Annotated in this window: 18 protein-coding genes; 11 read left to right on the forward strand and 7 right to left on the reverse strand. The window is 71.6% G+C overall.

Going from position 1 to position 24,244, the window contains the following annotated elements; all coding sequences use genetic code 11:
* Positions 1–64 precede the first annotated feature (64 nt).
* The 5 genes from EV148_RS10490 (at position 65) to EV148_RS10510 (ending at position 11,889) form a co-directional block, all read left to right on the forward strand.
* Complete coding sequence (locus EV148_RS10490) at positions 65–940, forward strand: SDR family oxidoreductase (RefSeq protein WP_131998195.1); 876 nt, start codon at positions 65–67, stop codon at positions 938–940.
* A gap of 18 nt (positions 941–958) precedes the next feature.
* Positions 959–1,333 carry a hypothetical protein gene (locus tag EV148_RS10495; RefSeq protein WP_131997699.1) on the forward strand — a complete coding sequence of 125 codons (375 nt, stop codon included), beginning with the start codon at positions 959–961 and terminating at the stop codon, positions 1,331–1,333.
* Between the two features lie 52 nt (positions 1,334–1,385).
* Positions 1,386–2,501 carry a DUF3182 family protein gene (locus tag EV148_RS10500; RefSeq protein WP_158287425.1) on the forward strand — a complete coding sequence of 372 codons (1,116 nt, stop codon included), beginning with the start codon at positions 1,386–1,388 and terminating at the stop codon, positions 2,499–2,501.
* A complete protein-coding gene (locus EV148_RS10505; RefSeq protein WP_131997705.1) occupies positions 2,485–3,294 on the forward strand; it encodes an alpha/beta hydrolase family protein in 810 nt (269 codons plus the stop codon). Before EV148_RS10500 ends, EV148_RS10505 begins: the two co-directional genes overlap by 17 nt.
* 108 nt (positions 3,295–3,402) lie before the next feature.
* A complete protein-coding gene (locus tag EV148_RS10510; protein ID WP_158287426.1) occupies positions 3,403–11,889 on the forward strand; it encodes a GH36-type glycosyl hydrolase domain-containing protein in 8,487 nt (2,828 codons plus the stop codon).
* Here EV148_RS10510 and EV148_RS10515 read toward each other — a convergent pair.
* The gene (locus tag EV148_RS10515; RefSeq protein WP_131997711.1) at positions 11,886–12,944 is read right to left on the reverse strand and encodes a DNA topoisomerase IB; all 1,059 of its coding nucleotides are present in this window, start codon (positions 12,942–12,944) and stop codon (positions 11,886–11,888) included. The two genes, EV148_RS10510 and EV148_RS10515, sit on opposite strands and share 4 nt — an antisense overlap.
* 158 nt (positions 12,945–13,102) lie before the next feature.
* Here EV148_RS10515 and EV148_RS10520 point away from each other — a divergent pair, with 158 nt between their 5' ends.
* On the forward strand, positions 13,103–13,414 hold the full coding sequence (locus EV148_RS10520) for an EF-hand domain-containing protein (protein ID WP_158287427.1): 312 nt from the start codon (positions 13,103–13,105) through the stop codon (positions 13,412–13,414).
* Between the two features lie 241 nt (positions 13,415–13,655).
* On the opposite strand, the gene EV148_RS10525 is transcribed toward EV148_RS10520, so the two are convergent.
* The 5 genes from EV148_RS10525 to EV148_RS10545 form a co-directional block, all read right to left on the reverse strand.
* Entirely contained in the window at positions 13,656–13,988 is a 333-nt protein-coding gene (locus tag EV148_RS10525) for a hypothetical protein (protein ID WP_131997717.1), read from the reverse strand.
* A 382-nt stretch (positions 13,989–14,370) separates the two neighbouring features.
* The gene (locus EV148_RS10530) at positions 14,371–15,378 is read right to left on the reverse strand and encodes a HEAT repeat domain-containing protein (RefSeq protein ID WP_131997720.1); all 1,008 of its coding nucleotides are present in this window, start codon (positions 15,376–15,378) and stop codon (positions 14,371–14,373) included.
* Positions 15,375–16,613 (reverse strand): HEAT repeat domain-containing protein, encoded by a 1,239-nt coding sequence (locus EV148_RS10535; RefSeq protein ID WP_131997723.1) that lies wholly within the window; start codon positions 16,611–16,613, stop codon positions 15,375–15,377. The genes EV148_RS10530 and EV148_RS10535 overlap by 4 nt, the downstream gene beginning before the upstream one ends.
* 21 nt (positions 16,614–16,634) lie before the next feature.
* Positions 16,635–17,393, reverse strand: coding sequence for a hypothetical protein (locus EV148_RS10540; RefSeq protein WP_131997726.1), 759 nt, complete (start codon positions 17,391–17,393; stop codon positions 16,635–16,637).
* Positions 17,390–17,953 (reverse strand): RNA polymerase sigma factor, encoded by a 564-nt coding sequence (locus EV148_RS10545; protein ID WP_131997729.1) that lies wholly within the window; start codon positions 17,951–17,953, stop codon positions 17,390–17,392. Before EV148_RS10545 ends, EV148_RS10540 begins: the two co-directional genes overlap by 4 nt.
* A gap of 152 nt (positions 17,954–18,105) precedes the next feature.
* Between EV148_RS10545 and EV148_RS10550 the strand changes: the two genes are divergently transcribed.
* Genes EV148_RS10550 through EV148_RS10570 form a run of 5 tightly spaced genes read left to right on the forward strand, consistent with a single transcriptional unit; the run spans position 18,106 to position 23,812 of the window.
* Positions 18,106–18,657 carry an RNA polymerase sigma factor gene (locus EV148_RS10550; RefSeq protein WP_131997732.1) on the forward strand — a complete coding sequence of 184 codons (552 nt, stop codon included), beginning with the start codon at positions 18,106–18,108 and terminating at the stop codon, positions 18,655–18,657.
* Complete coding sequence (locus tag EV148_RS10555; protein ID WP_131997735.1) at positions 18,654–19,607, forward strand: hypothetical protein; 954 nt, start codon at positions 18,654–18,656, stop codon at positions 19,605–19,607. Before EV148_RS10550 ends, EV148_RS10555 begins: the two co-directional genes overlap by 4 nt.
* Before the next feature lie 38 nt (positions 19,608–19,645).
* On the forward strand, positions 19,646–20,236 hold the full coding sequence (locus tag EV148_RS10560) for an IMPACT family protein (protein WP_131997738.1): 591 nt from the start codon (positions 19,646–19,648) through the stop codon (positions 20,234–20,236).
* A 52-nt stretch (positions 20,237–20,288) separates the two neighbouring features.
* Positions 20,289–22,055 (forward strand): ABC transporter transmembrane domain-containing protein, encoded by a 1,767-nt coding sequence (locus EV148_RS10565; protein WP_131997741.1) that lies wholly within the window; start codon positions 20,289–20,291, stop codon positions 22,053–22,055.
* Entirely contained in the window at positions 22,055–23,812 is a 1,758-nt protein-coding gene (locus tag EV148_RS10570; protein WP_131997744.1) for an O-linked N-acetylglucosamine transferase, SPINDLY family protein, read from the forward strand. The genes EV148_RS10565 and EV148_RS10570 overlap by 1 nt, the downstream gene beginning before the upstream one ends.
* 124 nt (positions 23,813–23,936) lie before the next feature.
* Here EV148_RS10570 and EV148_RS10575 read toward each other — a convergent pair whose 3' ends face one another.
* Positions 23,937–24,143, reverse strand: a complete 207-nt coding sequence (locus tag EV148_RS10575) for a cold-shock protein (RefSeq protein ID WP_131997747.1) — start codon at positions 24,141–24,143, stop codon at positions 23,937–23,939.
* Positions 24,144–24,244 lie beyond the last annotated feature (101 nt).

Genomic DNA, 24,244 nt, shown 5'->3' on the forward strand with positions numbered 1-24,244 from the left:
GTACGACGAGGGGCACAGCGTGGACACGCAGCAGCATCTTCCCGGCAGCGATCCGTCGACATCGATGAAGAACGCGGCGTCGCTGCACACGCGACCGCCGTTCCCGGTGCAGGCGCAGCCATGGCCGGGGCTCGCATCGAAAATGGAGCCGCGGCCCGACCACGGCGAGACCAGCTACGTCGGGCGCGGACGACTGACCGGCCGCAAGGCGCTCATCACGGGCGGCGACTCGGGCATCGGTCGCGCGGTCGCGATCGCCTTCGCACGCGAAGGCGCCGATGTCGCCCTCTCCTACCTCGAGGCCGAGGAAGCCGACGCGAACGAAGTCGCCGAACTGATCCGCGACGCCGGGCGACAGGTCGTGTGCCTCCCCGGCGACATCCGCGACGAAGGCTTCTGCCAGCGACTCGTCGGCCGCGCGGCGCAGGGACTCGGCGGCCTCGACCTGCTCGTCAACAACGCCGGGCGCCAGCAGAGCGCCGAATCGATCCTCGACATTACCACCGATGCATTCGATTGGACGTTCAAGACGAACGTCTACGCGATGTTCTGGATCACCAAGGCCGCGGTCGCCTGCATGCCGCCCGGCGCCGGGATCATCAACACGGCGTCCGTCAATTCCTACGATCCTTCCGCGCACCTGCTCGACTACGCGATGACCAAGGCAGCCATCGTGAATTTCACCAAGGGGCTCGCCAAGCAGCTCGCCCGCCAGGGCATCCGCGTCAATGCCGTCGCGCCCGGGCCGTTCTGGACCGCCCTGCAGGTGACCGGCGGACAGACGCGCGAGCGCCTCAAGGAGTTCGGTGCCGATACGCCGCTCGGCCGCCCCGGCCAGCCCGCGGAAATCGCCGCGGTCTACGTCGCCCTCGCCGCCAACGACGCGTCCTACGTGACCGGCCAGGTCTACGGCGCCTCCGGCGGCGACGGCAATCCCTGATCGCACGGAGTACATGCCATGACCAGTCGTGACCGCAAGGATCTTCCGCACGCGCACGAGCACGCCGTGCCTCCGGCCGCCGAGACCGAACGCGAGCGCGAGGCGCGCAAGGCACACGAAAGCCACGCGCTCGACGAAGCGCTGCAGGAAACCTTCCCGACCAGCGATCCGGTGTCGCCGTTCGTTCCGGCCGTGCGTTCGAGCAGCGAACCCGCGCCGGACCACAGCCATCGCTGCGCGCATCCCGCATGCACGTGCAGCGTGTCGGCGCCCGACCTCTGGTGCTCCGACGCCTGCCGCGACCAGCAGCAGGGCTACGGCACCGCGCACGCGACCTGTGGCTGCGGCCATGCCACGTGCAGGCATTCGGGGCATGCGGTTTCCAGCGAATGAGCGGGGACCGCACGTGCCTGCAGCGACGCCCGGAACGACGATCGATACCTCGATGCCGCGGAAGGCGCTGCAACGCGGGCGCGTCGTCGTGCTTGCCAGCCCCGACCGCGACAGCGCCCACCACGAATCGGTGACGCAACGGCACCTCGCGCGCGAAGCCGCCGCCTTGCTCGGTTATGCCTACGGCGGCGTGCACGAGGGCGGTCCACTCGACTGGCCCAGCTACGCGGTGCCGCAGCGCACGCTGCTCGTCGATGAAGCGCTCGCGCTCGGCATCCATTCCGACGCCGACCTGCTCGGCGGCGTCGTGCCCCATGCCTTCGTCGCCGGCAAGGCGATCACGCACGGGCTCGTCGCACGCGAAGCAGCCGCGCCCGCGGGATGGGCATACGAGCTCGCGCGCGGCCTCGACGGCGCGGTGCTCGACGGTTACTCGGCCTTCTCGCGCGAGGACGCGCGCATCGCGGCGCGCCGCCTGCTCGCACGGGGGCCGGTGCGCCTGAAGGCGGCGTCGGCATGCGGCGGGCGCGGCCAGGCCGTGTGCGCGACGTTCGACGCCTTCGAGGCCGCGCTCGCGACGATCACCGCCGGCGACCTCGACGTGCTCGGCATCGTCGTCGAACGCGACCTCGTCGACGCGCGTACCTACAGCATCGGCACGATCCGCGTGGGTGCATCGCGGATCAGCTACTTCGGCCACCAGCGCGGCGCGGTCGACCACCTCGGCCGCACGGTGTACGGCGGCAGCGACCTCGTCGCGGTGCGCGGCGACTTCGACGCGCTGTCCACGGTCGGCATGCCGGTGGTCGCCGCGGCCGCGCTCGCCAAGGCGATCCACTACGACGCGGCGGTCGCCGCCGCCTACCCGGCGTTCTACGCTTCGCGGCGCAACTACGACGTCGTGCACGGACGTGACGCCGACGGATTGCCGCACATCGGCGTGCTCGAGCAGTCCTGGCGCATCGGCGGCGCGAGCGCGGCGGAGCTGCTCGCGCTGCGCGCTTTCGCCGCGGACCCGCATCTCGCCTGCGTGCGCGTGTCGACGCACGAGGAGTACGCGGGCGGCGCGCCACCGGAGGGCGCGACCGTCTACTTCACCGACCGCAGCGGCCGCTTCGGCGGCCTGGTCAAGTACGCGAGGACGCACGGTGATGGATATCCGGCTTGACCGCGTGCGCATCCCGGTCGCGCACGAATCGATGCCAGGTGCGATGCTCATGCCCGCGCGCGAGCTGCCCGGCGTGCTGTTCGTGCACGGCTGGGGTGGCAGCCAGATCCAGGACCTCACGCGCGCGCGCGAGGCTGCGGGACTCGGCTGCGTCTGCGTCACGTTCGACCTGCGCGGCCACGGCACGCGCGAGGTGTCCACCACGGTCAGCCGCGCGCAGAACTTCGCCGACCTCGTCGCCGCCTACGACTGGATGGCCGCGCAGCCGTCCGTCGATGCCGACGCCATCGCCGTCATCGGCGTCAGTTACGGCGGCTACCTCGCCGCCTTGCTTACCGCGGAACGCCCCGTGCGCTGGCTCGCGTTGCGCTCGCCCGCGCTGTACAAGGATGCCGACTGGGACCAGCCCAAGCTTTCGCTGCATGCCGATCCCGACCTGCCCGCATGGCGCCGCCGGCGCGTCGACGCCGCCGACAACCGCGCGCTGCACGCCTGCGAGGCGTATCGCGGCGATGTCCTCCTGGTCGAGGCCGAACGCGACGACATCATCCCGCACGCGGTCATCGAGAACTACGTCGCCGCGTTCACCCATGCGCGCTCGCTCACCGCGCGCCTGGTCGCCGACGCGAACCACGCGTTCTCGAGCAAGACGATGCAGGCCGAGTACACCGGCCTGCTGATCAAATGGCTCACCGAGATGATCGCGGGCGCGCGCGCGAGCGCGGCCGCGCGCAAGGTCGAACGGCACAAGCGCGACATCGCGCGGGCCGGCCCGCAGCGGCACGGCTCGTGAAGCGCCCGCCATGAGCCGCGCAGCCGCGGGTGTCAGCGCGCATTCAGCGCCATCTTGCACACTCTGCGCACCGGCGCACGCCGGCGACCCCGGCGCAGCGGAATGATCTTGCCCTTCTCTCGCAGATCGGTGATCCCGCCCGTATTCGGCGAGGCGCCCCTTTCTGCCGAACTGCTCAACGCCGAGCAACTCGAGGAGCGCGGCCGCGAGCTCAGCGCGGAACACGCCGGCTTCGGTGTCGCGCAGCTGCGCACGAGCCACCTGCTCGATCGGCTCGCCGCCAACGAAGGCGTGATCCGCGAGGCCTGCCTCGTGCTCGCGAGCGCGGTCAAAGCCGGTCATCGCGCCACGCCCGCGGGCGAATGGCTGCTCGACAACCTCTATCTCATCGACGAGCAGGTCCGCCTCGCCCGCACGCACCTGCCGCGCCGCTACAGCGAGCAGCTGCCGGCCCTGGCCGAAGGCCCGAGCGCGGGACTGCCGCGCATCTACGACCTCATGCTCAAGGCGATTTCGCACGGCGACGGCCGCTTCGACGAAGCCTCGCTGCGGCGTTACCTCGCGGCCTACCAGGAGCGCCTGCCGCTCACGCTCGGCGAACTCTGGGCGGTACCGATCATGCTGCGGCTCGCACTGGTCGAGAACCTGCGCCGCGTCGCCGTGCGCGTGCGCCAGGGGCGCATCGACCGCAACCTCGCCGTACGCTGGGCCGACGCGATGGTCGATGCGACGCGGGCCGACCCGACCCGCCTCATCCTCGTCGCCGCCGACATGGCACGCGACGAGCCGCCGATGTCGCAGGCGTTCGTGTCCGAGCTCACGCAGCGCCTCAAGCCGCTCGGCGACGCGATGTCGCTGCCGATGACCTGGATCGAGCAGCGGCTCGCCGAGTCGGGCCTCACGAGCGCCCAACTCGTGCAGGGCGCGCAGCACGAGCAGGTCATCGACCAGGTGTCGGCGAGCAATTGCATCGGCAGCCTGCGCCTGCTCGACGCGCTCGACTGGAAAGCGTTCGTCGAAGCCGTGAGCCACGTCGAGCGTGTGCTGCGCGAGGACCCGGCGGGCGTCTACGCGCGCATGGACTTCGCCACGCGCAATCACTACCGTCGCGTGGTGGAGCATCTCGCGCGGCGCAGCGGCCGCGACGAACGCGAGCTCGCGGCGGATGCCGTCGCGCTCGCGGCCGGGCATCGCCACGACCCCGACGAACGCCTCTCGCACGTCGGCTACTACCTCGTCGATCGCGGGCGCGAGCAGCTGGAAGCACGCGTCGGCCTGCACGCACGCTTGCGCCTGCCGAGGTCGCCGCGCGCACGCGTCGCCCTCCATCTCGGCACCCTCGTCCTCCTCACCGTTGCCTTCGTCGCGACGCTCGAGCCGGCGCTCGTCGAACCCGCGCCGGCATGGTGGCTGCTCGCGGTCGTGACCGGCGCAGCCGTGATCGCCGCGAGCGAACTCGCGCTCACGGTCGCCAATCACGCGGCAGCGCGCCTGGCCCGGCCGTCGCAGTTGCCGCGGCTCGACTTTCCGGACGGCATACCGGCGAGCGCGCGCACGCTCGTCGCGGTTCCCGCCCTGCTGACCTCGATCGAGACGGCCGAAGAACTCGTTGCCGACCTCGAGGTGCGCTACATGGGCAATCGCGACGCGGAGCTGCATTTCGCCCTGCTCACGGATTTCCCCGACGCGCACGCCGCGCACGAGGCGCGCGACCCGGCGATCCTCGAAGCGGCGCGCGAGGCGATCCGCGAACTCAACCGGCGCCATCCGTCGGCGCCGTTCCTGCTCCTGCACCGGGCGCGACGCTGGAATGCGACGCAACGTGCGTGGATCGGCCACGAGCGCAAGCGCGGCAAGCTCGTCGCGCTCAACCGCCTCGTGCTCGACGGCGATGCGTCGGCGTTCGCGACGGTGGAAGGCGACATCGCGTGGCTCGCCGGCGTGCGCTACGTCATCACCCTCGATGCCGACACGCGGCTGCCGCGGGACGCCGCGCGCGCGCTCGTCGCGACGATGGCGCATCCGCTCAACGGCCCGCGCGACGACGCCGGCGGCGCGCGCGCGGGCTACGCCATCCTGCAGCCGCGCGTCGGCCACACGATGCCGGCGAACGGCCCGTCGCCCTACGCGCACCTGTTCGGCGGCGAGACCGGGATCGATCCCTACACCCGGCTCGTTTCCGACACCTACCAGGACCTGTTCGGCGCGGGCTCGTTCATCGGCAAGGGCATCTACGACGTCGCCGCGTTCGAACGGGCCCTCGCCGGCCGTCTGCCCGACAACCGCATCCTCAGCCATGATCTGCTCGAAGGCTGCCATGCGCGCGCGGGGCTCGCCAGTGACATCGAGCTGTTCGAGCACCACCCGCAGAGCTATCTCGTCGATGCGCGCCGGCGCCATCGCTGGATCCGCGGCGACTGGCAGCTCGCCGCGTGGCTGCTGCCGCGCGTGCGCGATGCGCAGGGCGTGCTGCAGCGCAATCCGCTCGATGCGTTGTCGCGCTGGAAGATCCTCGACAACCTGCGCCGCAGCCTGTTGCCGCTCGCCTTGCTCGTCCTGCTGTTCGCCGCGTGGCAGGTGCCGGAGTGGCGCGCCGCGCTCGTCGCGCTCGTGCTCGCGGTCTTCGTGCTGCCGGTCGCGCTGGACGTGCTGCAGGAATTGCTCGCCCCGCCCGGTGGCGATTCCGGCCCACGCCACCTGCGCCGCATCGGCGCGCAGGCGATGCGCAGGGCCGCACGCGCCGCATTCGTCGCCGCCTGCCTGCCGTTCGAGGCGTGGCTCTCCGCCGATGCGATCGCGCGCACGCTCTGGCGCCTGCACGTGTCGCACCGCAACCTGCTCGAGTGGCAGACCTCGAGCATGGTCGAACGCGCCCATCGCGACACGCTCGCGGCCTTCGCGACGACGCTGTGGCCCTGCTACGCCGCCGCCGCGCTGTCGATCGCGAGCGTGGTCGACGCGGGAAGCCTGCCGTGGCAGCTCGCGTGGTTGGTCGCGCCATTCCTCGCCTGGCGCCTGAGCCGTTCGCCGCGCCGCGACGAACGCCGCCTCGATGCGCGCCAGCGGACCTACCTGCGCGGACTCGCCCGGCGTACCTGGCACTTCTTCGAGCGCCACGTCACCGAGGCCGACCATTGGCTGCCGCCCGACAACCACCAGGAACAGCCGATCGAGCGCACCGCGCACCGCACCTCGCCGACCAACATCGGCCTCTATCTCCTGTCCTGTCTCGCGGCACGCGACTTCGGCTACGTCGCGCTCGGCGACTGGATCGAACGCACCGAACACACGATGCGCACACTCGAGCGCCTCGAGCGCCATCGCGGCCATTTCTACAACTGGTACGACACGATCACCCTGCAGCCGCTCGCACCGGCCTACGTTTCCACCGTCGACAGCGGCAACTTCGCGGCGCACCTGATGACCCTGCGCATCGGCCTGCTCGAGGCACCCGACGAACCGGTGATCGGCGCCGCGGCGGTCGAAGGCCTGCGCGACGTACTCGCCCTCGCCGCCGCCGGGGCGCGCGCGGGAAGCCGCGCCGCGCTCGAGGCGCTGGCCACGCGCCTCCTGCCGGAACGCGCGGGCGAATGCCTCGCCCTGCGCACGATGCTCGCCGATGCGGCGACGACGCTCGCCGCAGCGGCCGAGGACGAACCGGGCAATGCGTGGATCGCCGCCGCGCGACGGCAGGTCGACGCGCACGTCGTCGACCTGGCCGCCTTCGTCGACGGTGCCACCGGCGACGTGCCGACCTTGCGCGACGTCGCCGACGGCGGCGGGCGATGCGCGGACGCGGCGCGGCGGGCGATCGCACGGATCGAGGCGCTCGCCGCGCGCTGCAACGAGTTCGCGCGCCCCGATTTCGGGTTCCTCTACGACGCGACGCGCTCGCTGTTCGCGATCGGCTACAACGTGAGCGAACGTCGGATGGACGCGGGCTACTACGACCTGCTCGCGTCGGAGGCGCGCCTCGCCGTGTTCGTCGCGATCGCCCAGGGCGTCGTGCCCCAGGACGCCTGGTTCGCGCTCGGCCGGCTGCTCACGTCAGCGTCGGGGCGCCGCGTGCTGCTGTCGTGGAGCGGCTCGATGTTCGAGTACCTCATGCCGCAGCTCGTCATGCCCGCCTATCGCGGCACGCTGCTCGAGGAATCCAACCACGCCGCGGTACGCCAGCAGATCGACTACGGCCGCTCGCGCGGCGTTCCCTGGGGCGTTTCGGAGTCCGGTTACAACCTCACCGACGCGGCGCAGAATTACCAGTACCGCGCGTTCGGGGTGCCCGGCCTCGGGCTCGAGCGCGGCCTGTCGCAGGAACTGGTGGTGGCGCCGTACGCGACCATGCTCGCGATGCTCGCGGCGCCGCGCGAGGCGTTCGACAACCTGGCCGCGATGGACGCGCTCGGCTGGCTCACCGACCACGGCTTCTACGAGGCGGTCGACTACACGCCCGCGCGCATGCCGCATGGCGCGACCAGCGTGATCGTGCGCTCGTACATGGCGCACCACCAGGGCATGAGCCTGCTCGCCCTGCTGTCGGTGCTCGCCGCGCAGCCGATGCAGCGCCGCTTCGCCGCTGACGTCGAACTGCAGGCCACCCTGCTCCTGCTGCAGGAACGCGTGCCGCGCGGCGCGATCGACTGGGCACGTGACCCGGCGATGGTCGACGTGCGCATCTCCAGCGATGCGCCGCAATCGGCGATGCGCGTGTTCGGCGAAGCGATCCCGCCAAGGCCTGCCGTGCAGCTGCTCGGCAATGGTCGCTACCACGTCATGGTCACGACCGGCGGTGGCGGCTACAGTCGCTGGCAGGAGCTCGCGCTGACGCGCTGGCACGAGGACGCGACGCGCGACGACAAGGGCGTGTACGTGTACCTGCGCGATGCCGACAGCGGCAAGGTCTGGTCGGCGACGCCGCAACCCTGCCCCACCCCCGCGGACGCATCGGAGATCGTGTTCACCGAAGCGACCGCGGAGTTCAAGCGCTCGCTCGATGGCATCGAGACGCACCTGCAGGTGGTCGTCTCGCCGGAGGACGACATCGAACTGCGCCGGCTGCGCATCGCCAACCGCTCGCGCACGATGCGCACGATCGACGTGACGAGCTACGCCGAAATCGTCCTCGCGCCAGCGATCGCCGATGCGCTGCACCCCGCTTTCAGCAACCTGTTCGTGCAGACCGAATTCGTGCCCGAACACGAGGCGATCCTCGCCACGCGCCGTCGCTCGACCGGCGAGCAGGCGCAACACTGGTTGCTGCATGCGCTGGCCGTGCACGACGGCGAACGCCTCGCGCATTCGTTCGAGACCGACCGCATGGCCTTCATCGGCCGCGAGCGGTCGCTGCGTGCACCGCTCGCCGTCACGCGCGATGCACCGCTCGAAGGCCATGCCGGCCCGGTGCTCGACCCGATCGCCGCGAGCCGGCAGCGGGTTCGCCTCGCGCCCGAACAGGGCGTGACGATCGACCTCATCATCGGCGTCGCCGAAAGCCGCGAGAACGCCCTGCTGCTCGCCGACAAGTACCGCGACCGCCATCTCGCCGACCGCGCGATCGAGATCGCCTGGACGCACAGCCGCCTCGCGCTCGGCCAGCTCGCGATCAGCGAGGTCGACGGCCAGACGTGCAACCGGCTCGCCGGAGCGATCGTGTTCGCCGATCCCGCGCGCCGCGCGGCGCCGTCGACGATCGCCGCCAACCGCCTCGCGCAGCGCGGCCTGTGGCCGTTCGCGATCTCCGGCGACCATCCGATCGTGCTGCTGCAGATTGCCAGCGCCCGCCACATCGAACTCGTGCGCCAGCTCGTCAGCGCGCACGCGTACTGCCGCATGAAGGGGCTCGTGTTCGACCTCGTGATCTGGAACGAGGAACGCATCGGCTACCGCACCGCGCTCGGCGACGAGATCCTCGCGGTCGTGTCGACGAGCGCCGATGCGGCCATGCTCGAGCGGCCCGGCGGCGTCTACGTGCGCAACCTCGACCAGCTCGACCACGAGGACCGCGTGCTCATGCTCGCGGTCGCGCGCGCGGTGTTCGTCGACGCCGACGGCACGCTCGCCGAACAGCTCGCGCGCGACCGCAACGTGGGCGGCGACAGCGTCGTGCCGCGTTTCACGCCGCTCGCCGTCGAGGACGTGGCGCCACCGCGCGTGAGCGCGACGCCGTCGTCGCCGCTGCCTGCGCTCACGTTCGACAACGGCATCGGCGGTTTCGCCGCCGACGGGCGCGAGTACGTGGCCCGTGTCGGCACCGGGCGGGCGCCGCCGTTGCCGTGGATCAACGTGATCGCCAATCCGCGCTTCGGTTGCATCGTGTCGACCGCGGGAACGGGTTACAGCTGGGCCGAGAACGCTCACGAGTACCGTCTGTCGACCTGGAGCAACGACCCGGTCACCGACGCGGGCGGCGAGGCGATCTACCTGCGCGACGAGGACACCGGCATGTTCTGGTCGCCGACGCCGCTGCCCGCTCCGGACGAGGGCGAGTACGTCGTGCGGCACGGCTTCGGCTACACGATCGTCGAACACACCGCGCACGACATCACCAGCGCGCTGCGCATCCACGTCGACACCGAGGCGCCGGTCAAGTTCTACATGCTGCGCCTGCGCAACGACGGCGACCGCCCGCGGCGCATCTCGGTGACCGGCTACGTCGAATGGGTACTCGGCGACCTGCGCGAGAAGACCGCCATGCACGTCGTCACCGAACTCGACGACAGCGGCGCGCTGCTCGCGCGCAACGCGTACAGCCTCGAATTCCCTTCGCTCGTCGCCTTCTTCGACCTCGAACACCTGCAGCGCACGCTGAGCGGCGACCGTGCCGAGTTCATCGGCCGCAACGGATCGCTGCGCGACCCCGCGGCGATGCGGCGACAGACCCTGAGCGGCCGGCTCGGCGCCGGCATGGACCCCTGCGGCGCGATCCAGGCGCCGGTCGAGCTCGCGCCCGGCGAATCGCGCGACCTCATCTTCCGCCTCGGCGTCGGTCGCGACCGCGCCGAAGCGGTCGCGCTCGTGCAGCGTTTCCGCCGCAACGGCAGCGCGCGCGCGTCGATCGACGCGGTGCACGCGCAATGGCGCTCCCTGCTCGGCGCGGTCAGGGTGGAGACGCCCGACGCCGCGCTGGACCTGCTGGCCAACGGCTGGTTGATGTACCAGGTCATCGCCTGCCGGCTGTGGGCGCGCAGCGGCTTCTACCAGTCCGGTGGCGCGTTCGGCTTCCGCGACCAGTTGCAGGACGCGATGGCCGCCGTGCACGCCGATCCCGCCTTCCTGCGCGAGCAGGTCGTGCAATGCGCACAGCACCAGTTCGTCGAAGGCGACGTGCAGCACTGGTGGCACCCGCCCGCGGGGCGTGGCGTGCGCACGCGCTGCTCCGACGATTACCTGTGGCTGCCGCTCGCGCTCGCGCGCTACGTCGAGGTGACCGGCGACAGGACGATCCTCGCGCAGCAGGCAAGCTTCCTCGAAGGCCGCCCGCTCGGCGAAGGCGAGGAGTCGTACTACGACATGCCGATGCGTTCGCCGCACTCGGCCGACATCTACGAGCACTGCCGCCGGGCCCTGTTGCGCGGCATGCGCTACGGCGCGCATGGCCTGCCGCTGATCGGCAGCGGCGACTGGAACGACGGCATGAACAACGTCGGGCGCGACGGGCGCGGCGAGAGCGTCTGGCTCGCCTTCTTCCTGCACGACGTGCTGCGGCGCTTCGAACCGATCGCGCGGTCGCGCGGGGACGACGCGTTCGCGCAGCGCTGCGCGGAGGAGCGTTCACGTCTTGCCGACGCTGTCGAGAGGCATGCCTGGGACGGCGGCTGGTACCTGCGCGCCTACTTCGACGACGGCACGCCGCTCGGCTCCGCCGCCAGCCGCGAATGCCGCATCGATGCGCTGTCGCAGAGCTGGGCCGTGCTGTCGGGCATCGGCGCGCGCGAGCGGATCGAACGGGCGCTCGATGCGGTCGACGAGCAGCTCGTCGACGAATCGGCCGGCCTGATCCGCCTGCTCGATCCGCCATTCGATGTCAGCGAACCGGATCCCGGCTACATCCGCGGCTATCTCCCCGGCGTGCGCGAGAACGGCGGGCAGTACACCCACGCGGCGGTGTGGACGATCATGGCCTTCCTCGAAGCCGGGCGGATCGAGCGCGCATGGGCGTTGTTCGAGCTGATCGACCCGCTGCGCCATGGCGCCGACGCCGATGCGATCGCGCGCTGGAAGACCGAGCCCTACGTCGTCGCCGCCGACGTGCTGTCGATCGAACCCCATACCGGGCGTGGCGGCTGGAGCTGGTACACCGGTTCGGCCGGCTGGATGTACCGCCTCGTCGTCGAGTCGATGCTCGGCCTGCAGCGCGCGGGAGCGCGGCTGTTCGTGCGCCCGCGCGTGCCGGCCGCATGGCCGGGATTCCGCGCATGGTATGCGTTCGAGGATCGCCGCTATGCGATCGCCGTGACCCGGCGTGCAGGCAATGCGATTTCCACGGGCGAGGCCGCGTCTGCATCGCTCGCCGCCGACGCGCCCCGGGTGCAGGTGCTCGAATGGGGTGCGTGGACCATCGAGGTCACGCGCGAACCGGCGCCGGCCCGGGCCTAGGCGCGCGCACCCTTCGTACTCGCGCGCCGGTCACCGCGCAGGTAGCGCAGCAGCGCGCGCTCGGCTCGGCCCAGGCCCCGATCGGCACGCTGCACGTGGCGGAAGGCGGCGCGCGCACGCTCGGCACGCGCGGCATCCTCGGCCGCGGCTAGCACGGCGGGATGGACGTAGGTGCTGCGGCACACCGCCGGCGTATTGCCGAGGTCCGCGGCCGCGGCAGTGATCGCCGCCTGCAGCGACGATTCCGCCGGTGCGTCCGGCGTGCCGAACAGTCGCTCCGCGACGATCACGCTCGCGGCCCACGTGCGGAAGTCCTTCGCGGTGTAGTCGTCGCCCATGATCGAGCGCAGGTAGTCGTTCACGTCCCCCGAGGTGACGCGCCGGCGTCGGCCACCCTCGATGTACTGGAACAGGCACTGGCCCGGCAGGTCCTGGCAACGCCGCACCACGCGCGCGAGCCGCGGGTCTTCGAGCAGGCGCTCGTGGCGTTGCCCCGACTTGCCGCGGAACGCGATGTGCACGCGGTCGCCGCGCACGCGCACGTGGCGGTTGCGCAGCGTGCTCACGCCGTAGGATCCGTTCGCCTTCGCGTATTCCTCGTTGCCGATGCGCATGCGCGTGCGGTCGAGCAGGCGCACGATCGCCGCGAGCACGCGCTCGCGCGCGAGGCCGTCGGCGCGCAGGTCGCGCGCGACGCGACGCCGCAGCGCCGGCAGGCGTGCCGCGAATTCGATCGTGCGGCGGAACTTCACCTCGTCGCGGCGTTCGCGCCAGGCCGGGTGGTAGCGGTACTGCTTCCTGCCGCGTGCGTCGCGCGCGGTCGCCTGCAGGTGACCCTGCGCATCACGGCAGATCCAGACGTCGCGGTACGCGGGTGGTATCGCCAGCGCGTGAATGCGCGCGAGCACCCGCGCGTCGGTGACGCGGCGACCGCGCACGTCGACGTAGACGAACCCGCCACCGCTGCGCCTGCGCCGCAGGCCGGGTTGCGCGTCGGCGACGTAGACGAGGCGGCCGCGGGGCCAGTTGAACGGCGTGCTGCGCGTCGGTTTCATGGCTGGCGCATTGCCGCACGCCGTCGATGAACGCATGCGGACCCGCGTCCGATCCGCAGCTGAATCGCGTCGCCGCCGGTTCACCTGCGGCTTCGCCGCGACGATGCAGTCTGGGCGCGAACGCCGCATCCCGCGACGCGAACGAGGAGATGAACGCGATGAAGACCTTCAGCACGAGTACGTTGGCCCTTTCGCTGGTACTTGCGGCAGGCGCGTGTGCCGCGCAGGTGTCGCCGAGCAATCCGCCCGCGACGGATCCGCAGGCCCAGCCGACGCAGGGCCCCGCGATGACCTCGGATGCGTCGTGGGACGACAAGGATTCGAACAAGGACGGCTACATCACCAAGGAAGAGCTCAAGGGCGACCCGGCCCTGATCACCCATTTCGACAAGATCGACACCGACCGCGACATGAAGATCTCCATGGCGGAATGGCAGGCTTGGGGCCATGGCAGTCCGGACCGCAAGTAAGCCGGCCTGGCGGGAGCTGCGTTGCGCAGTTCCCGCCAGCGACCCACACAGGCGCGCGCACGCTGCCGCCCGGTGCCGCGCGCGTCGGAGCCGGGCCGATGCGTGACGGTCATCCGCCACGCGAGCCGGCGTTGCCGCGCAGCCACGAGCGTCCCGACACCCATGGCCCGTACGCGATCACGCCCGCTCCCGATGGAGCGCGCGCGGGCGAAGCCGCAGCCGAGCTGCGCGAGCGCGCTCCTCAGACTTCGAGCGAACGCTGCGAAGCGGCGAGATCGAGCCACTCCTTGCCCGCGACGAGGCGATAGCTCGGCAGCTCCGCGCGTTCCAGCGCATCGACGAGGGTCGAGGCGAGATGGATCGCGCGGCGTTCGCCGATGCCGAAATCGACGTACGCCTCGTACCATTGGTAACCGTGAGGCGATTTCAATGATGGCTGGATGCGGCAGGCGCCATGGTCGTCGCCGGGCCGGAAGCCCGCGACGAAGGCATCCACGCGAGCTGTGGCATCCGAGTCCGCTTCGAACACGAGTACCTGCTGCCAGCCGTTGGCCGGATTCATGACGACGCTCATGGGCGAGCCTCCAGAGCTTCGGAGCCACGACCATAGCCTCGCATCCGTTAAGGCCCTGTGATGCGGGCACGTCGGTTGCGCGAACGCCGTCACGCTTCGCGTCGGCGAGGGAAACTCCCCATCGTGCGTCGCGCCGCACGCACCCGCAAGCCACGCCACACCGGATGCCGCCAGCGCGGGCGCTACAAGGCGGCCATTGCCTCGCTGCAGGAGAACGGGATGCCGGACGTTCGCACCGCCTCGCGGATCGCCTTCGCGGCGAGCATGATCGGCCTCGGTGTACTCGGCGTCGTGCACGGCGATTTCGCGTTGGCTCGTCGCCGAAGGCTGCCGCGACCGCGGCTCGCTCGAACACCGGGCCGCGGTCGATCGGCCGGGGGTCTCAACGTGAGGCAGAACCTGCCTTGGCGAGCACCTCGTCGAGCGCCTGCAGCGCGCGCGGCGAACCCGACTGGCCGAGCCAGAACAGCGCCTGCTTCTTCGCTTCGCGTGGATACGCACCACGCAGGATCGCGATGAGCGCGTCCTCGCCCTTGCCGTCGTCGAGTTGCGACAGAGCGAACACGGCCTGCTCGCGAACGTCCGCCGATGCATCGGCGGCGACGGCCGCGCTGATGTCGGCCGCGGCGCGTGGATCGTCCAGCTGCGCCATCCAGAACAGCGCCTGGCCGCGCACGTGGTCACTGCGGTCGCTGCGTGAGATGGCGAGGATGCGCGCATAGGCATCGACGCCCGATGCCTGGGACAACGCGAAGATTGCCTTCTCGCGCAGGTCGGGATCGGCGTCGGTCGTCGCATGGTGCTCGATGATCCGCGCGCCTTCGGCGCCACGCGCATGGCCGAGCCAGAACAGCGCGTGCTCGCGCATTTCCTGCGCGTGCCCGGGTTCGGCGAGCGTCGCCAGCACGCGCGTCGCGCGCGAGTCCGCATGATGGGCAATCGCGGAAAGCGCGGCGTCCACGTCCGCCTTCGCCGAGCGCGGTCCGGTCGCCCAGTCCGTGAGCAGGTCGATGCTGCGTCCCGGTCCCACCGGATCGATGTCGCGGATCGGTTTCGCGGCACGGACCGGGCAGGAGGCACCGACCGCGCGCACGCCCTCGATCCGGCCATGCACGACGCGGGCGTACACCGCGAGTTCGGTGTCGCGGCGCAGGTCGCCGTCGCTGGTGCCGAACACGCCGATGCGCTGGTCCAGATCGCAGCCGGCTTCGAGCGGCGCAGCGCGTTTCACGCCGTAGCAGCACGGGGCGCGCACGCCATCCACGAGTGGCACGTGCCAGCCGACCCAACCGTCTTCGCGCATGACGTCCGCTGCGAAATCGGCGGCGGACGCGGGGGCCGCCAGCGCCCCGAGCGCGACCAGCATGCACGGCAGCGATGACTTGTTCACGGCTTGCCCGCCTTGTCGAGTTCGAATTCGATCGCATCGATCGCCGCGTCGTTGCCCATCGCGGTCAGCGTGCGCAGCAACGCCTTCTTCTCGTCGACGGTCTTCGCGCTGCGGTACAGCTCGAGCACGCCGTCGCTGTCGTCGGCGACGAGCAGCCCCTCGAGTACCGCGTCGCGCAGCGCGGGCGTGTTCGCGCTCGCATACAACCTGCGCAGCACCGTGTCGCCACCGCGGTCGCCGGCGACGCCGAGTGCATGCAACGCGGCGATGCGGATGTCCTCGGGCTGCTTCGCGTCGCCGGCGATCGCGGCGAGCACACCGCTGTTGCCGGCGACGCCGAGCGCCTGGATGATCGCGCGCCGGTTCGCGGGGTCCTGCGTGACGTGGTAGAGCTGTTCGAGCTCGTCCGAGGCATCCAGCGCCCCGAGGGTCTGGATCGCATGCGCGCGCACGGCCGGGTCCGCCTCACCGCGCGCGGCGGCGAGCACGAGGTCCTTGCGGTCGGCGACGAGGTAGGCGTCGAGGATCTGCCGCTTCTCGCGCGCATCCTTGCTGCCCGCATAGAGTTCGCGCAGGCGTTCGACCGCGCGATCGGCGCCGCTCACGCCGAGGATGCGCACGGCTTCCTCGCGCAGTTCCGGGTCGTTCGCGTCCTTCGCCGCCGCGACCACGTCGTCGAGGCCGTGGCTGTCGTCGAGCTGGCTCATCACGAACAGCGCACGCTTCTTCAGCTTGAGCGAATAAGGACCCTTCAGCACTTTCCTGAGCAGCGGCATCGCCTTCGCGGCCGGCGCGCTCATGAGGCCTTCGAGCGCGACCTCGGCGAGTTCCTCGCTGCCGATGTCGGCCGGCGCGGCCTTCGCGGCCGCCGGCGTCGCCTGCTGCACGAGCGCGTCGGCGTCCTTGCTCCAGCGGCTCTGCGGGAATTCGCGGCGCAGCTTCTCGAGCACGTTCTTCGCCTCGCTCGTGCGCCGCGCCTGCACGAGCGCGTAGGCTTCCCAGTACAACGCGGCGTCTGCGCTCTGCGGCTCCCTCTCGCGCAGCTTCCGCTCGAGTTCGCCGAAGCGCTTCAGCGCGGTGTTCCAGTCCGACTTCTTCAGTGCCGCCTGGCCTTGCCAGTAGAGCTCGTTCGAGGCCTTGTCGGCCGGCGCCATGTCGCCCTCGCTCGCGGCGAACGCGGCGTTCGCGGCGAGCGCGACGGCGGCGGCGAGGAGGCGGACGGTGATCGTCTTCATGCGGATGTTGCTCCGTGGTCGTTACGTGCGGCGTTCGCCGCTGCGGTCGAGTCGGGCCTGCGTCGCGCGGACCTGGAACAGGAGGTCGGTCGAGCGAAGGTAGTCGCGCAGGCCTTCATTGCTTTCGACGGGCGCCGCGGCCGGCTGGTTAGCGAGCGAGATCAACACGGGTTCGAGCTGGCGCAGGAAATCGGCGAGCTGGCCGTTGCCGGCGCGCGCGGCGGCGCGCGCGTACAGGCGGTTCGCCTCGACCAGCGAGGCGGCGAGTTCGCGGTTGCCGTCGAGGAGTTCGCGGCTGTCGCTGTTGCTCGCGGTCAGCAGCACGCCTTCGGTCGCGCGCAGGTGCGCGGCGACGTAGGCGTCGAGCACGCGCATCGCGCTCGCATCCGCGCGCGCCTGCGCGACCTCGTCGGGGCCGGGAACGCTCTGTCGTCCGGCGTGGAACGCGGCGACGGCGACGAGCACGAGCGCGAATGATGCGCCGGCCCAGGCCAGGCGCGGTGGATTGAGCCATTCGTGCAGCCGGTCGCGCCACGGCGGACGCGGCGCGCGCGCGACGAGGCGCGGTTCGAGCGCGTGCCACAGGCGGCGCTCGAAACCCGCGTCGGCGACCGGCGCGGGCAGCGCATCGACTTCGCCCAGCACGCGCAGCAGTGCGTCGCGTCGAGCGCGCAGCTGCGCCGATGCCGCGAGCGCGGCGTCGATGCGCGCGAGTTCGCCGGCATCGAGGCCGTCGCGATAGTGGTGCAGGATCAGGTCTTCATCGCTGATCGTGTTCATGGCAGCTCCGGTTCTAGCACGGCGCGCAGCTTGCGCACCGCGCGGAAGATGGCCTGCTTGCAGGCGCCGACGTTGAGCGACAGCGCCGCCGCGATGTCCTCGAGCGACCGGCCCTCGTGATGGCGCAGGACGAATGCGCTGCGCTCGAGCACGCTCATGCGTGCGAGCTCGCCCTCGATGCCGCGGCGCAGCTCGGCGCTGCGCGCGACGCGCTCCGGCCCCGGTTGCGCCTCGAGCGTGCGCGCGAGCAGGCCCTCGGCCTCCTCGCCGTCCGGCAACGCCGTCTCGACACGGCCGCGCCGGCGCAGCTGCTCGAGCGCCGCGTTGACCGCGATGCGGTGCAGCCAGGTCGCGAATGCCGCGCGCCCGTCGAAGTCGCGCAGGTGCCGCCAGGCATTGAAGAACGCCTCCTGCACCGCATCTTCGGCGACGGCCTTGTCGCCGGTGATGCGCGCGCAGACGCGGTACAACGCGCCGGCGTGCGCATCGACGAGGCGTCGAAACGCGACGGCGTCCCCTGCGCCCGCGCGGGCGATCCAGCGCGCTTCATCGTCGGTCATGGCCCCTAGGATGCGCGATCGGCGCCCCCGGTTAGCAAGGCGCACGGATGTGGTCGCCCGCGGGCGAACCCCGCGGGCCGGTCCGCGGCGTTGCACATGGCGGTCCGACCCGGATCGTGACGTTTCCGGTCCCTATGCCGTACCCTCGGCGAATGGGGGACGAAAGAACCGACGAGGCATTGATGCTCGCATACGCCGGAGGCGACCTGCTCGCCTTCGAGACGCTCTATCGGCGCCACCGCGGCACGCTGTACCGCTTCCTGCTGCGCAGCCTGCGCCATCGCGCCGATGCCGACGAGCTGTTCCAGGAGAGCTGGAGCCGGCTCGTCGCCGCGCGCGAGCGTTACCGGCCGGAGGCGAAATTCACGACCTGGCTGCTGCAGATCGCGCACAACCTCGTCGTCGACCGCTTCCGCCGCCAGCGCCCCCAAGCCTCGCCGGAAGAAACCGAGACCGTGCTGCGCAGCCTCGACGCGCCGGAGAGCGAACAGCCCGAGCGCGCGCTCAGCGAATTCGAGCAGCGCCGGCGCCTCCAGCTCGCACTGGAGGAACTGCCCGAGGAGCAACGCATCGCCTTCCTGCTGCGCGTCGAAGGCGGCCTCGGCCTCGAGGAGATCGGCGAGATCACCGGCGCCGGCCGAGAAACGGTGAAATCGCGCCTGCGCTATGCGCTCGCGCGCATCCGCGCGAGGTTCCAGGCATGAGCCTGCCGCGCGATCCCGACCACGACCTCGAGCGCCTGCTCGCCGACGACGGCGGCGACCTGGCCGCGCTGTACCGGCGCCTGCCGAAGGCCGAACCGCCGCGCCGCCTCGATCGCAGCGTGCTCGGCGAAGCCGCGCGCGCGGTCCGTGGCCATACGCCGCGGCGCCAGCGCTGGCTGCTCGGCGTCGGCTCCGCCGCGGGCATCGTGCTCGCCGCGGGCATCGCCTGGCATGTCGGCCAGGACGCACTGCGGCGCGAGGCGCAGGGCGAATGGCCGGTGCAGGGCGCGCCTGCAACCCCGTCGCGCAACCAGAATTACGTACCCGTGCACCCGCTCGACGAGCCGGCGCCGAAGCGCGCACCGCCGCCGGCGCAGGACACGGTCGACGCCGCCGCACCACCGCCGGCGCAGGACACGGTCGACGCCGCCGCACCACCGCCGGCGCAGGACACGGTCGACGCCGCCGCACCCGCCGCGGCGGCCCCGCCGCCACCGGCCGCCGCCAGGCCTGCACCGCGCAAGGCGGAAGCACGCGCGAAAGAGCACGCGCCGCCGCTTGCACAGCCGCTTGCGCCGGCGCCGCCGCCCCCTGCCCCGGCCGCGATGGCGGCGCCCGCGCCGCAGGCTGCGCCGGCCGAAGCGGAACGCGCAGAGGGCAAATCCGGCGAGGGCTTCGCCGCGGGCATCACGGCCGGAGCCGCGGATGCGACGAAGGCGAAGGTCGCGCCTGCCGGCCATGGCACGCGCTCGCGCGCGGTTTCGGCGCCGCCCAGCAGTTCGGTCGAACTGCGCCGCGACATGCAGCTCGCGCCGGACGACTGGCTCGCGCACATCCGCCAGTTGTTGCACCAGGGGCGGCGCCAGCAGGCGATCGAGAGCCTGCGCCTGTTCCAGGCCACCCATCCGGACCATCCGCTGCCGGCCGAATTGCGCGCGCTGCTCGACTGATCCGGGCCGCGCGCGTGCCGCGCGCTACACTCGCGCCGATGAGCGCCAAGTCGACCCTGCGCGCCGAAGCCGAGCTGCTGCAGGAAACCAGGAAGAGCCGCTTTCTCGCCCGCGCCGCGCCGGTCGACACGCCGGAGGCGGCGGCGGCATTCTTCGCGCGCGCGGGCGACGCTGCGGCCACGCACAATTGCTGGGCCTGGCGCATCGGCGCGAACTACCGATTCAACGACGACGGTGAGCCGGGCGGCAGCGCCGGCAAGCCGATCCTCATGGCGATCGACGGCCAGGGGCTCGACCGCGTCGCGGTGGTCGTCACGCGCTGGTTCGGCGGCATCAAGCTCGGCGTCGGCGGCCTCGTGCGCGCCTACGGCGGCTGCGCCGCCGAATGCCTGCGGCGCGCGGAACGCCGACCGATCGTCGACCTGCGTCGCGCGCGCATCCGCTGCGACTACGCGGCCCTGCCATTGCTGCACGCGCGCCTGCGTGATTTCGATGCGGCCAAACGCGCCGAAAACGCCGATGCCGATGGCATCGAACTCGAGGTCGAGCTGCCGGCCGAACGCGTCGACGCACTCGCTGCCTACGTACGCGACCTCACGCGCGGCCGCGGCGTGTTCGAACGTGCTTGAACGCGCGCCCGCTGCCCGCACCTCGACACGATCCCCGGCAACCTCCAGTGCGATGACCGACCAGCCCGCCACCGCATCGCCGCGCAAGCTCCATTCGCTCACGCGCCTGTTGCCCTTCCTCCGGCCCTATCGCGGCCTGCTCGCCGGCTGGCTCGGTTTCCTCGCGCTGTCGTCGACGGCGACGCTGGCCTTGCCGCAGGCCGTGCGCGTGATGATCGACCATGGTTTCACGCAGGTCGACGCAGCGGCGATCAATGCAAGCTTCCTCGGCCTGTTCGCGGTCGCCGCGGTGCTCGCGATCGCGACCGCGGCGCGCTTCTTCTTCGTCACCCTGCTCGGCGAACGCGTCGCCGCAGACCTGCGCCGGCGCCTGTACGACCACCTGCTCACGCTCGACCAGGCGTTCTACGAGAGCACCCGCACGGGCGAACTCGTCTCGCGCCTCGCCGCCGACACCGAACTCGTGCAGACGGTCGTCGGCTCGACCCTGTCGGTCACGCTGCGCAGCATCGTGACCCTGGTCGGCGGCGCCGCCGCGATGGTCTGGACCAGCCCGCGCCTCGCCGGTTTCACCGTGCTGGTGATTCCCGCGGTGGTGTTGCCGATCGTCGTGTTCGGCCGGCGCGTGTCGAAGCTCTCGCGCGAGAGCCAGGACCGCATCGCGGACGCGTCGGCGATCGCGAGCGAGGCGCTGAACACCGTGCACACGGTGCAGGCGTACACCCGCGAGCCGGAGGAATCGCGGCGCTACGCCGAAGCGATCCGCCGCGCACTCGAGGTCGCGCGCAGGCGCATCGCGATGACCGGAAGCCTCACCGCGATGGTGATCCTGCTCGTGTTCGGCGCGATCACGCTCGTGCTGTGGGCTGGCGCGAAGGCGGTCATGGCCGGCACGATGGCACCCGGCGTGCTCAGCCAGTTCGTGCTCTACGCGGTGTTCGCCGCGGGCTCGGTCGGTGCACTCAGCGAAGTCTGGGGCCAGGTGCTGCGCGCGGCCGGTGCGCTCGGTCGCATCGGCGACCTGCTCGACACGCGCGCGGCCATCGTCTCGCCGGAACCGGCCCTGCCGCTCGCGCGGCCCGTGCGTGGCGCGATCCGCTTCGAGCACGTCGAATTCCACTACCCGTCGCGCCGCGATCGCCCCGCCCTGCACGACTTCACGCTCGACGTACCGCCGGGCCAAACGATCGCCCTGGTCGGCCCGTCCGGCGCAGGCAAGACCACGGTGTTCCAGTTGCTGCTGCGCTTCCACGACCCGGGCAGCGGGCGCATCACGCTCGACGGCACCGACCTGCGCGCGCTCGCACTGCCCGAGCTGCGCGGCAGCATCGCGCTGGTGCCGCAGGACCCCGTCCTGTTCGGCGCCAGCGCGGCGGACAACATCGCCTTCGGCCGCGCCGGCGCGGGGCAGGCCGACGTCGTCGCGGCGGCGCGCTCGGCCGAGGCACACGACTTCATCGAGGCCTTGCCCGAAGCCTACGCGACCTATCTCGGCGAACGCGGCGTGCGCCTGTCCGGCGGCCAGCAGCAACGCATCGCGATCGCGCGCGCCCTGCTGCGCGATGCGCCGGTGCTGCTGCTCGACGAAGCGACCTCGAGCCTGGATGCGCATTCCGAACACCTCGTCCAGCAGGCGATCGAGCGCCTCGAGGCCGGACGCACGACGCTGGTGATCGCACACCGCCTCGCCACCGTGCAGCGTGCCGACCGCATCGTCGTCATGGACGGCGGGCGCATCGTCGCGCAGGGCACCCACGCCGAACTCGTGCGCGCCGGCGGCCTGTACGCCGAACTCGCACGCCTGCAATTCGCCGCCTGATGGTCGCGCGCGACGCGTTCGGCCTGCGCCTGCGCGAGGCCACCGCCCTCGCCGATCGCGGCGAGCTGCATGCGGCGATCGCACGCCTCGATGCTTTGCTGCACGAACGCCCGCATGCCGCGGTGCTGCGCCAGCTGCTCGCGCGCTGCCACCTGCGCGCGGGCGAGCGCGACGCGGCCGTCGCCGTCGCCGCGCATCCGGCGCTGTTCGCGGACCGCGAGGTCCTGTCCGCCGTGGTCGCCGATTTCGCCGCCGCCGGCGCGTGGCAGGAACGCGCGCGCCTGCTCGAGACCGTGGCGCGCCACGACCCCGGCGATTACGAAGCGGCGCTCGCGCTCGCCGCGTCCCTGCACGCGCTCGGCTGCCCGAGCGCCGCGTTGCACTGGGCCACGCAGGCGGCCGCTCTGCGCCCGGCCGAGCCGATGCCACGGGCGATCGCTGCGACCGCACTGATCGATCGTGGCGACGTCGAAGCGGGGCTCGCCGCCTACCGCGCCCTGCCCGCCGCGCAGGACGATGCGGAGCATGCCGCTCGCCATCTCGTGCTCATGCACTACGACCCCGCGCTCGAGGCGGACGCGATGTCCGCGTGCATCCGCGATTTCGCCCGGCGCTTCCTGCCGCAGCCCGATCCGGGGGCGCCGCGCGCAAGGACAGCGGGGCAACGCCTGCGCATCGGTTGGGCCTCGCCGCGTCCCGGCGACGGCCCGGTGGCCACCTTCCTGTCCGGCCTGCTGCGCGCATTCGACCGCGAGCACCACGAACACCTGCTCGTCGATCTCGCTGGCACGGATACGCGCGCGGCGCGAGCGATGCTGCGCGAGGGCGATACCTGGGTCGACGCGAGCGGCCTGGACGACGCTGCGCTGCTCGCACGCCTGCGTGCGTTGCAGCTCGACGTGCTCGTCGACCTCGCCGGCCACTCGACCGCGAACCGGCTGCGCGTGCTCGCGCGCCGCGTCGCGCCGCTGCAGCTCGCTTGGCTGGACTGGTTCGACACGACCGGAGCCGCCGCGATCGACGTGTTCGTCGGCGATCCCTGGCTCACGCCTCCGGATGTGGCGGCCGGGTTCAGCGAAACGGTCGCGCAGCTTCCTTCAGGCCGCTTCTGCTACACGCCGCCGGGGTATGCTATCGACGTGGACCGCGTGGGCGGCGGCGCGGTGGTGTTCGCCTCGTTCAACCGCCTCGCCAAGCTCAATGACCACGTGCTCGACGCCTGGGCGCGCATCCTGCACGGCTGCGCCGGGTCGCGGCTCGTCCTGCGCGCACGGCACCTCGGCGAAGCGGCGACGCGCGCGCATGTGGCGTCGCGTTTCGCCGCGCGCGGCATCGGCGCCGCGCGTCTCGAGCTCGGCGGCTCGCTGGCCTATCGCGAGCTGCTCGAAGCGTATCGCGGCGTCGACGTCGCGCTCGACCCGTTTCCGTTTTCCGGCTGCACGACGAGTTGCGATGCGCTCTGGATGGGGTGTCCCGTCGTCACGCTCGCGGGACGCAGCTATGTCGGCCGGCAGGGCGCGAGCTTGATGCATCGACTGGATGCGGCCGACTGGATCGCGGCGGACGTGGACGGCTACGTCGCGCGCGCGGTGCGCGCGGCGGCCGAGGTCGAGGCCTTGCGTGCCGCCCGCGGCACGCTGCGGCGGTGCGTGCTCGCGAAACTGTGCGACGCGCGCACGCAAGCCGACGAGTTCGCGCGCCTGGTGCAGGAGCAGTGGCAGCGCGTTGCAGCGCGCAACCGGTTCGGCCACCCGTGAACGCGTGCGGTGGCGATGGGCGAGTGCGTGGGCGCGCGGGTTCGCGACGACGATCGGCAGGATCGGGAAGGGGCCAAAAAACGAAGCCCCGCGCCGCGGGGCTTCGTAAGCGTGCGAGCCGCGGTCACTTGACCGGCTGCACGCCCGATGCCTGGGAGCCTTTCGGTCCCTGCACGATCTCGAAGTTCACGCGCTGCCCCTGTTGCAACGTGCGAAAACCCTGCGAATTGATGGCCGAGTAGTGAACGAACACGTCCTCCCCGCCGTCCTCGGGCGCGATGAAGCCGAAGCCCTTCGCGTCGTTGAACCACTTCACTGTACCGGTAAGCATCGATGCCTCTCGCTGTCTGGAACGCACCCCCAATGCCGCGCTGCGCTCCCCATGGGCCCAGCACACAGGTGCGTTTCGAGTATAACAATTGCTTAACGGAT

It is taken from the genome of Dokdonella fugitiva (genome assembly GCF_004342425.1).
Classification (GTDB): Bacteria; Pseudomonadota; Gammaproteobacteria; order Xanthomonadales; family Rhodanobacteraceae; genus Dokdonella_A; species Dokdonella_A fugitiva.